This is a genomic window from bacterium, from assembly GCA_016873475.1.
Classification (GTDB): Bacteria; Krumholzibacteriota; Krumholzibacteriia; order JACNKJ01; family JACNKJ01; genus VGXI01.
This window is the reverse complement of the sequence record VGXI01000124.1, coordinates 1-9,570: the sequence shown is the minus strand read 5'-3', so window position 1 is coordinate 9,570 and position 9,570 is coordinate 1. Positions and strand designations below refer to the sequence as shown.

Below are 9,570 nucleotides of genomic sequence, written 5' to 3'. Positions count from 1 at the left end.
GGGGGAGCCCCTGACCGAGCCAGGCGTGGCCGCCCCAGCCGTGGAAGGTCTCCCGCAGTTGCGGCGCGTGGATGGCGGCGACGAGCGGTTCGCGCCCCGCGACCAGGGCCACGGAGATGCAGAAGAAGGGATGCTCGTGGGCGTAGTTGGTGGTGCCGTCCAGGGGATCGACCACCCAGACCAGCTCGCCGGCGCCGGCCCGCCGCAGCCCTTCCTCGCCGAGCTGCCCCGCGGCGGGGAGCAGCGCGCCGAGCAGATCGGACAGGCGCGCCTCGCTCTCGGTGTCGACGGCGCTGACGAGATCGCTGCAGCCGCTCTTCTCGCGCAGGCTCCGCGGGTCGAGCGACCCCTGCCGCGCGAGCTGGAAGTCCCCCACCGCGGCCAGGCCGGCCAGCAGCCGCGCATGCAGGTCGGCGTTCCAGATCGCGCGCATCCGCTCGCTCATCGGCACCTCCGCGCCGCGGCGGCCGGCGCCCGCCGGGCGTTCCCCGCCCTTGCGCGCGCCGGCCGTCCGGCTAAGCTATTCGCGCCCGGCCCGTCGCCGCAGGCGCGAGGAGGAATCGCCATGGCGCAACTGCGACTGCACAGCCTCAGCGACGGCCGCTTCCGTCTGGACGGCGGCGCCATGTTCGGCGTCGTTCCGCGCGTGCTCTGGGAGCGGGGCGATCCCGCCGACGCCGAGAACCGCATCCTGCTCGGCCTCAACTGCCTGCTCGTCGAGGGACCGGGTTTCCGGCTCCTCATCGACACCGGTCTCGGCGACAAGGAAGATGCGCGCTTCCTCGCGCAGTTCCCCCTGGAGCGCACGGGCGACCTCTTCAGCGGGCTGGCCGCCTGCGGCCTCTCGCCCGCGGACGTCACGCACGTCGTCAACACGCACCTGCACTTCGACCACTGCGGCGGCAACACGCGCCTCGACGCCGAGGGCCGCGCCCTGCCCAGCTTCCCCGCCGCGCGCTACTTCGTCCAGCGCGGCGAGTGGGAGGACGCCGTGCGCCCCCACGCCCTCAGCCGCGCGAGCTATCTCGCGCGCAACTTCCTGCCGGTGGCGGAGGCGGGGCTGCTCGAGCGCGTCGACGGCGAGGTGGAGATCCTGCCCGGTGTGCGGCTCCTGCCGACGCCCGGCCACACCCCCCACCACCAGTCGGTGCTCATCGACCTGCCCGGCGGCCGCCGGCTCTTCTACCCCGGCGACCTCATCCCGACGAGCAGCCACCTGCCCCTGGCCTGGATCATGAGCTACGACCTCCAGCCGCTGGTCACGCTCGAGACCAAAGCCCGCCTGCTCGCGCGCCAGCGTGCCGAGGACTGGTTCGTCTACTTCGAGCACGAGCGCGCGGCCCCCAGCGGCCGTCTCCTCTGGACCGAGAACGCGAAGGGGGAGCGCGCCGCCTTCCAGCCGCTCCCCCTCGACGCCCTGCTCGCCGGCGCCTAGACCTCGCTGAAGAAGAAGGGCTTCAGGCAGTCCAGCCGCTTCACGGTCTCGTCCGGATAGAAGTGCCAGACCGCGGCGGCCGCGCTGCTGAGCAGGCTGTTGCCGTCCTGCGGCGTGAAGCAGTAGCCGGAGACCTCCTTGCCGTCCTCGCTGACGTGCAGGCTCTGCACGGCGAAGACGGTCTGGTTGAGGATGCGGCCGTAGTGCCCGTGGTCGCGCCCGAAGGAGAAGACGACACCCGCGCTCGCCTGATTCGTGCGCGCCAGGCGATCGTTGCTGCGGATCTGATCGAGAACCGTCTCCTTGTCCGTCGCCCGGCGCAGAGCGAGCGCAAAGTGGATGATGTGCATGTACTGCGTGTTCAGCTTCATCGCGCTCGAGAAGAGGTCCAGCTCCAGGCCCTTCGTCTTGTAGAGGTGGTAGGCGTCGCGGGCGTGGTGCGTGCCGAAGCGGGCGTCGCCGTGCTTGCCGACCTCGGGCGCCGGGATGAAGCTGCCGGCCTGGCTGATGTCATTCGCCCGCCGCAGGCAGAGGAAGCGCCCGCGCAGGAGGTTGTCCTCGCCGTGCGGCTCGAGGGCCACGTTCTGGATGATCGCCGAGATGTTGTGCGTGTTGCAGCTGACGACCTGGATGAAGTGGTCCTTGTCGTAGTCGAGGGCGTCGTCGTTGATGCCGCGCGCATAGGGCTTGCCGAAGCCGAACTCGCTGCCCTGGGCGACGAAGCGCCGGCGCCCGTCGTCGAAGCGGCTGTAGAGGGTCTCCTTCATCGCATTGCCCGAGGGCGTGCAGTCGATGATCACCTGCGCGCGCTCGATGGCCTCTTCGGCGCCGTAGGTGACCTCCAGGTCCATCGCCGCGAAGCCGGTCCTGGCGTCCGCGTCGGCGCTGAGCTTGGCGCCGCGGCGGATGAGGTCCTTGATCTTCGGCTGGTCCAGCGGCGTGGGCGTGCGCTTGTGGAAGGTGACCTCATCGAAGCCGAGCTCCCGCTTGTGCTCGACGAGCAGCCCGATCAGAGGCTCGCCGATGGTGCCCGTGCCGACGACGTGGACGATTCGCTTCATGGCTCCTCCTCGCTGGGGGTGAGGCCGTCGCCGCGGCGGCGCCGCCCTGCCCCGATCACTCAGTGCCCTGGAGATTGATGCGGCGGCTCTTCTTGCCGCCCTTGTAGATGGTCTCGTCGAGGACGTCTTGCAGGAGGTCGGCGTTCTTCGCCGCCTCCTTCGCGACGGCCGTCGTGCTGTCGATGGCGACCACTTCCCGCCACTCGCGGATCGCCTCGCGGTAGATCGTCGCCTCGGCGAAGGCGACGCCCAGATTGAAGTGCGCGTCCTGGCTGCGCGGGTCCAGCGCGAGCGCGCGGCGGTAGTAGTCCATGGCCTGCGCGTAGTCGCCGCGATTGTAGTGGCTGGCGCCCAGGTTGCAGAGCGTGGGCACGTGGTCCGGCACGAGGAGGAGCGCCTTCTCGTACCAGGCGATGGCCTGCTCGAAGTCCTCCTTCTCGTCGTAGAGCGCGCCGACGCTGCCGACGGCCGAGAAGAAGTGCGGCGCCTTGAGGGCCGCGTTCTCGTAGGCGAAGAGCGCGCTGTCCAGATAGCTCACGCCGCCCTCGCCGCGGGCGCAGTCGGCGTAGGCGTCGCCGAGCAGCTTGGAGGTGATCGCGTTCTCGGGGTCGTCGCGCAGAGCCGCCTTGATCGCCTCGATGCGCGCCTGCGGCGCCAGGCCCGCGTAGTCCTCGTAGCGCGCCTTCGCGAGCAGGCCGGGCAGCTGCGGCTGCTCCGGGTGCGCGGCGATCAGCTGCTCGATGCGCGCGGCGCGCTCGGCGGCCGGCAGGGCGGCGAGCGCGTCGAGATCGGACTGGTCGAGTTCGCCCTGACAGCCAGCGGCCAGGAGGCCGAGCAGCAGCAGGGCGGCGGTCGGAACGAAACGCTTGAGCATTGCCTCTCCTCGGGCGAAACGGGGCTAGAAGGGCTGGCTGCGCCGGGTCCAGGTCTCGGAGGTGCGCAGGCTGAGGGCGACACCCAGCCGCCGCTCGCTGGTCGCGTCCCCGATCGCGAGCCGCTGCCAGAAGACCGTGAGGTCGAGGGAACCGCGACCCGACTGGAGATCGATCCCCGTGCCGGCGCTGAGCAGGGTCTCGCGGATGGCGGCGCCGGTGAACGCGTCCGGGCCCGGCCAATCGCCGACGCGCAGCCCGAGGCGCAGCGGCAGCCGGCGCTGCGGGCGGCTCGCGGGCGGCACTTCGCTCCAGAGCAGCTCCAGCCCCAGCGCAAGGCGATCGACGTCGCGCAGGGGGACGGCGCCCAGCGGCGCCCGGTAGTCGCTCCATTGTTCGTGGTCCCACTGCAGCGAGACCAGGGTGCCGCGCGGCAGGCGCCGCGCCAGGCCGAGCGCCCAGCGCAGCGGCAGCTCGCCGGCGACGGCGGCCTCGCTGACGGCCGCCTCACCGGCCGTCTCGATGCGGCTGCTCCCCTTGAGGTCGGCGCCGCTGTCCAGGCGCAGCGAGAGGGTCGTCGCCGGGCCGAAGGGCTGCGCCTGCAGGCCGAGGGCGAGGCCCGTGCCGCGCCAGCTCCCCTCGCGGCGCACCTTGCGGTCCTGGTAGCCGAGGTCCGGGTCCCCGCCGGTCGCGCTGGGGAAGTCGTAGAGCCACTCCTGGTTCAGGCTGCCGCGGTAGAGGTTCAGGCCGAGGCCGAGGCGATAGCGCTCGGCGAGGGCGAAGGCGAAACTGATCGGGAAGCGGGCGAGGCTGCCGTCCTGCACGTAGCGCAGGGCGTAGTGGTCCACCGCGTCGAGGTCGAAGGGCACCTGGAGCGAGAAGGCCCCGCGGCTCCGCAGGTCACCGCGATAGCCGACGCCCAGGCGCAGGCCGCGCGGCAGGGCGGCGCTGATCTGGAAGGCCGGGAAATCCTGGCGGGTCTCGTCCCAGTCGGCCCCGCTCGGCAGTTCGCGCAGGCCGCGGCGCATCTGGAGGACGGTCGCGAAGCTGACGCCATCGATGGCCACGAGCTGCGCGGGATTGGCGGGCAGACCGCTCTCGAGGTCCCAGCGCGCCTCGGCCGCGCCGCCGAGGGCGATCGCGTGGGCGTCGAAGGGCAGGAGCGGCTCGCCGGGCGGCAGCAGCTCGAGCAGGCTCTCGGCGCCAGCGGGGGCGGCGAGCGCGAGCGCGAGCAGCAGGCCGGCGGCGCGGCGCGACCGGGTGCTAGTCAAAGTCGGGCCTCCGCAGGTAGAGCAGCTCGAGGCGCGGCGCCAGGGCCGGATCGCCGGGCCGCAGGTGCCAGACGACCTGGCGCAGGCGCTCGGTCTCGCCGCTCAGGCGCAGGGTGAGGCCGCAGTTCTCGTCCTCGCCGTTCATCCAGTCCTGGAGCCAGGTGGTGAGCGGCAGCCGCAGGGGCTCCCTGAGGCGCGTGGCCGTCAGCTGGTCCTCGGTCTCGTCGTCGTAGGTGAGATAGGGCGCGAAGACGGACAGGCGGGCTTCGAGCACCCTGCCCGTCTCGATCCCGGCCGAGCCGGGCAGGCTGTCGTCGACGGCCTGCAGCGCGAGCGTGAGGCCGCCCTCGTCGAGGAAGAGGCCGCCGAGATCGTTGTCCCGCCGGTCGCTGGGCCCCATGCCGACGAGGCCGCTGCTGTCCGGCCACAACTCCAGGATGGCGCGCACGAGCAGCAGCGAAGGATCGCGCAGGGAGTCGGGCAGATCGAAGATGAGGTGCGCGTCGCGCGTGACGCCGGTGGCGAGCAGCAGGCGGTCGGCAAATGCGGGGCCCTGATCGTCCTTGGCGGCAAGGATGCCGTCGAGGATCGTCTCGGTGGACTGGACGGTCTCGGCACTGGAGACGGGATCGATGCGAAGCACCGCGGCCGTCGAGTCCGAGCGCATGCTGGTCAGGCGCAGGAGGCCGGGCTCGCTGAGGGCGTCCTCGTAACCGAGGGCAAGGTGCACCGTGAGATCGGCCGCGATCCAGGCCTCCACGCTGTCGGCCGGCAGCGGCAGGCCCTCGCTGCCGGCTTGCAGCGCAACGGGACTCGCGCTGAGCGGCCAGGCGCCCGTCATGGCAGCGAGGCCGGTCAGCACCTCGGTCTCGAAGTCGCGGTCGGGCAGGCGCCAGACGCGCACGAAGACCGCGCGGTCGATGTCGGGGTTGTCGTCCAGCCAGGGCTTCTCGACGTCGGCGCGGAGGAAGTCCGGCAGGAGGCGGGCGGTCGCGATGCCCGCGACGTAGGGCTCCAGCCGGCTGCAGTCGAAGCGGAAGACCGGCTCGGCGCGAAAGCCGCTGGCTTCATCGAAACCGCAGTAGAGGACTTCGGTGGCGAAGAGCGGGCGGCTCTCCTCGAGACGGGTGAACCTGAGTCCCAGCGCCTCGCCGGCGAGGCTGAAGACGCGGGCCTCCTCGGGGATGGGGGCGAGCCCGCTGCCCGCCCCCAGGGGCGTATTGCCGGGCTCCAGGCAGCCCAAGCTCATGGCCAGCCCGACCAGCAAGAGCGCGGGGAGCGACCGGGCGAAGCGGCGGCGAGCGGACAAGCGGCTGGACATTCCTTTGGCGGGGACTCGGGCTGCGCGCGGATGCGGCCGGCAGGCCGGCGAGCCATTGTTATCACAGGGTTGCGGAGCCGTCAAGCCGGGCGCAAGGCCCTTGGGCGACCGCCCGCGTTGCTGTACAATGGAGTCCTCGTCGGTCTGTCTCATCGCTGCATCCTTCCCGTTCCGGAGGTCCCCATGCCGCTGCACTGCCGCCCCCGACTGGCCGTCCTCGTCCTCCTGCTGCCCATCCTCGTTGCCGCCACCGCTCAGGCCGGCGAGCGCCGGGTGGGCGAGGATCGCTATCGAGCGCGCGAACTGCGCCTGAACCAGCACCGCGGCAGCGCGCAGGAGCAAGTCGCCCTCGCCCTCGAAGCCGACGGCGGCCTCATCGCCGTCTGGGAGAGCCGCCGCCAGCAGGAGGGCCGCTACGGCGTTTACGCGCGCCGGCTGGACGCCCTGGGCAGCCTGCGCGGGCCGGAGCTGCCGGTCAACCTGGGCCGCGGCACCCACCACCAGCGCCCGGCGGTGAGCGCCGGCGCGGGTGGCGCCTGGCTCGTCTGGGAAGCCTGGGGACTGGACGGTTCTGCGCAGGGGATTCTCGGGCGCCGCGCGGGCGGCGACGAGCTGCTACTGAACGCCGTCACCGCCGGTTCCCAGGAGACGCCCAGCGCGATCGGCCTCGCCGGCGGCCTTGCGCACCGCCTCGCCCTCTGGGCCGGCCCGGGTGCGGAGCCGGGCAGCGGCCGCATCCGCGGCCGTCTCGTCGACGCCCAGGGCGCCCCGATCGGGGACGAACTGGCCCTGAGCGAGTCGCCCGGGGCCCTCGACCGCCTGCCCGGCGCGGCTGCGCTGCCCGGGGGCGGCTTCGCGGTGGCCTGGCAGCGCCAGGTTCCGGGCCTGCCCGGGGCCGGCGGCGTCTACCTGCGCCGTTTCGACGCCGCTGGCCGGGCGCTCGGCGAGGAGCGGTTGATCGCGCCGGGCGGCATCGAGCCCAGCCTGGCCGGCCTGCCGGACGGCGGGCTCGCGATCGCCTGGCTGGAGCGCGAGGACATCGACTGGCGCGCCCGGCTGCTGCGCCTCGCGCCGGATCTCGCCCCCCGCGGGGTGATCGCCGCGCCTGGCCTCGAGCAGGGCGGCTGGCAGAGCGGTGTCGCCGTGGCGACGAACGCGGCCGGCGAGCTGGTCGTCGCCTGGAATCTCCTGAGCCCCGCCGGCGAGGAGGCCGACGTCTGGGCCCGCCGCTACGGTGCGAGCGGCGCCGCGCGGGGCGCGGCATTCCGCGTCAACGAGCAGGCCGACGGCTGGCAGGCGATGGCAACGGCGACCGGCGCCACGCGGCTCGTCCTCGCCGACGATGGCCGCCTGGCGGTCGCCTGGGCCGGCGACGGGGGCCAGGACGACGAGAAGGGCGCCCATCTCACGCTGCTCCTGCCCGCCGACGGCTTCCGCGCCCGCCTGAGCCTCGAGGCCCGGCTCGCGCTGGCGGCGCTCCGCGAGCGCGGGGCCGGCCGGGACGCGCCCGCGGCGACGGCCGACTTCGCGGCCGGCGCCGCGCTCCCCCACCAGCCGCCGGTCTACGATCCGGAGCTCGCGAGCGGCAGCCCCGATCCCCAGCCGAGCTGGCCGGGCGGCGGCGGCCGCGACGCGGGCTGGCAGGCCATTCTCAACACGGGCTGGACGCCGCCGGATCCCCATCTGGCCGTGGGGCCCAACCACGTGCTGGCCACCACCAACGGCGCCCTGGCCGCCTTCAGCAAGACCGGCAGCCCGCTCTGGCAGCTGCCGATCGAGGGCGGCGGCGGCTTCTGGGGCGCGCAGGGCGCCGGCGGCTTCGTCTTCGACCCCGAGGTGATCTTCGATCCCATCGACCAGCGCTTCATGGCGATGGCCTGCGAGCGCACGAACAACCGCTCCTACTTCGTCTATGCCGTCTCGGCCAGCGCCGACCCGACGGGCGCCTGGTACAAGTACCGTTTCGATGTGACGGCGCTGGCCGGCAACGACATCGACTCGCCGAACATGGCCGTCGACGAGCAGGCCGTCTACTTGACCGCGGACTTCTTCGCGCCGGACACCTACCTCGTCTACATCCTGAGCAAGGCGAGCGTGCTCGGCGGCGGCGCCGCGGTGACGACCAGCGTCCTGCACACCGGCACGCAGTCGATGGGCCTGCCCGTCGAGGTGACCGACGCCCCGGCCATGTACATGATCCACGCCAACGAGAGCCTGCAGGCGAACAGCATCACCTTCTGGGCCGTGCAGAACCCGCTCGGCGCGCCGAGCCTGGTCTCCACGGCGCTGACGGTGGACACCTGGTGGGACCCCGGCACTGCGCGCAGCCTGGGCACCTCGGCCCAGATCGAGACCTTCGAGGCGCGCTTCTGGAGCTGCGTCTACCGCAACGGCCGCCTCTGGGCCTGCCACCACATCGCGCCCACGGCGGCGCGCACGAGCGTCGCTGCGCGCTGGTACGAGTTCGACATGCGGGGTTGGCCGACCAGCGGCGACCCGCCGACGCTCGTGCAGTCGGGCACCGTCCAGCCCGGCGGCAGCGGCTTCGCCACCTTCAACTCGATCACCGTCAATGCCGCCGGCGACGCCGCGATGTGCTTCGCCTACTCCTCGATCAGCGAGTACCTCTCGATCCAGCGCTGCTACCGCCGCGCCAGCGACCCCCTCAACACGATGCAGGATCCGGTGCGGGTCAAGGAGAGCACCGTCGCCTACACGCAGTCGCGCTGGGGCGACTACAGCGCCATCGCCGTCGATCCGGCCGGCTACGAGTTCTGGCTGATCGGCGAGTACGCGCTCGGCTCGAGCAACTGGAGCACCTGGGTCAGCCACTTCCTCGAGGACCTCACCGCGGCGCCCGCGGCGCCGCTCCTCGCGAGCGCGGGTGAGGCCTGGCCGAACCCGAGCCGCGGCGAGACGACCCTGCGCTTCGCGCTCGGGGCGTCCGCGCGCGAGCTGCGCCTGGAGATCTTCGACGCCGGCGGCCGCCGAGTGCGCTGCCTCGAGCGCAGCGCGCTGCCCGCCGGCGAGCTGAGCCTCGTCTGGGACGGCCGCGACGAGACCGGCCGCGCGCTGCCCGCCGGGCTCTACTTCACGCGGCTCGCCGCGGATGGCGAGCGGCAGGTGGGGCCGAAGCTGACCCTGCTGCGTTAGGCGCGAGGCGCGGCCGGAAAGCGAACGGGCGCTCCCTCGACGAGGGGGCGCCCGGTTTCTTGCGCCGATCGGCGCGGCGGCTAGAAGCGGCTGATCAGGCTGAGCTCGACGCCGTCGAAGGCGGGTTCGTAGCGGCAGACGCCGCCCACGCAGATGTAGCCCGCCCGGCGCCCACCGGCGAAGAGCCGCAGGTTGTGGCGCTCGCCGACAGGCCCCGCGATCTGCACGCCGGACCAGCGGGAGCGCGCCTCGAGCTGCTGCTCGAGGAGCTGCTGCTCGCGCGTCCAGTTGAGGAACTCGCCGAGCACCCCCAGGCTCCAGCCGTTCGCGAGCTCGACCTCGAGGATGAACAGCTCGTCGTCGTACTCCCCGCCGTGCTCGGCGCGCTTGTGCTGGTGCTCCCAGATGCCGATCAAGGCGCCGCCTGGCACGGCCACGCGCAGGTCGAGGGTCGTCG

Annotated in this window: 7 protein-coding genes; 2 read left to right on the top strand and 5 right to left on the bottom strand. The window is 72.8% G+C overall.

Translation table 11 applies throughout. The annotated features are described in order from the left end of the window. The coding region (locus tag FJ251_10420) for an inositol monophosphatase (GenBank protein ID MBM4118134.1) at nt 1–445 on the bottom strand (445 nt) is incomplete at its 3' end. Between the two features lie 120 nt (nt 446–565). Here FJ251_10420 and FJ251_10415 point away from each other — a divergent pair. Next, entirely contained in the window at nt 566–1,435 is an 870-nt protein-coding gene (locus FJ251_10415; GenBank protein ID MBM4118133.1) for an MBL fold metallo-hydrolase, read from the top strand. Here FJ251_10415 and FJ251_10410 read toward each other — a convergent pair. From FJ251_10410 to FJ251_10395, 4 genes are read right to left on the bottom strand one after another with little or no spacing between them, the layout of a single operon-like run. Beyond that, nucleotides 1,432–2,496, bottom strand: a complete 1,065-nt coding sequence (locus tag FJ251_10410) for a hypothetical protein (GenBank protein ID MBM4118132.1) — start codon at nt 2,494–2,496, stop codon at nt 1,432–1,434. The two genes, FJ251_10415 and FJ251_10410, sit on opposite strands and share 4 nt — an antisense overlap. Before the next feature lie 55 nt (nt 2,497–2,551). Next, nucleotides 2,552–3,370 carry a tetratricopeptide repeat protein gene (locus FJ251_10405; protein ID MBM4118131.1) on the bottom strand — a complete coding sequence of 273 codons (819 nt, stop codon included), beginning with the start codon at nt 3,368–3,370 and terminating at the stop codon, nt 2,552–2,554. 24 nt (nt 3,371–3,394) lie between these two features. Next, nucleotides 3,395–4,639: a hypothetical protein gene (locus FJ251_10400; GenBank protein MBM4118130.1), complete on the bottom strand. Its 1,245-nt coding sequence runs from the start codon at nt 4,637–4,639 to the stop codon at nt 3,395–3,397. Then, complete coding sequence (locus FJ251_10395; protein MBM4118129.1) at nt 4,632–5,948, bottom strand: hypothetical protein; 1,317 nt, start codon at nt 5,946–5,948, stop codon at nt 4,632–4,634. Before FJ251_10395 ends, FJ251_10400 begins: the two co-directional genes overlap by 8 nt. A gap of 195 nt (nt 5,949–6,143) precedes the next feature. Here FJ251_10395 and FJ251_10390 point away from each other — a divergent pair, with 195 nt between their 5' ends. Beyond that, entirely contained in the window at nt 6,144–9,113 is a 2,970-nt protein-coding gene (locus FJ251_10390; GenBank protein ID MBM4118128.1) for a hypothetical protein, read from the top strand. The last annotated feature ends 457 nt before the right edge of the window (nt 9,114–9,570 follow it).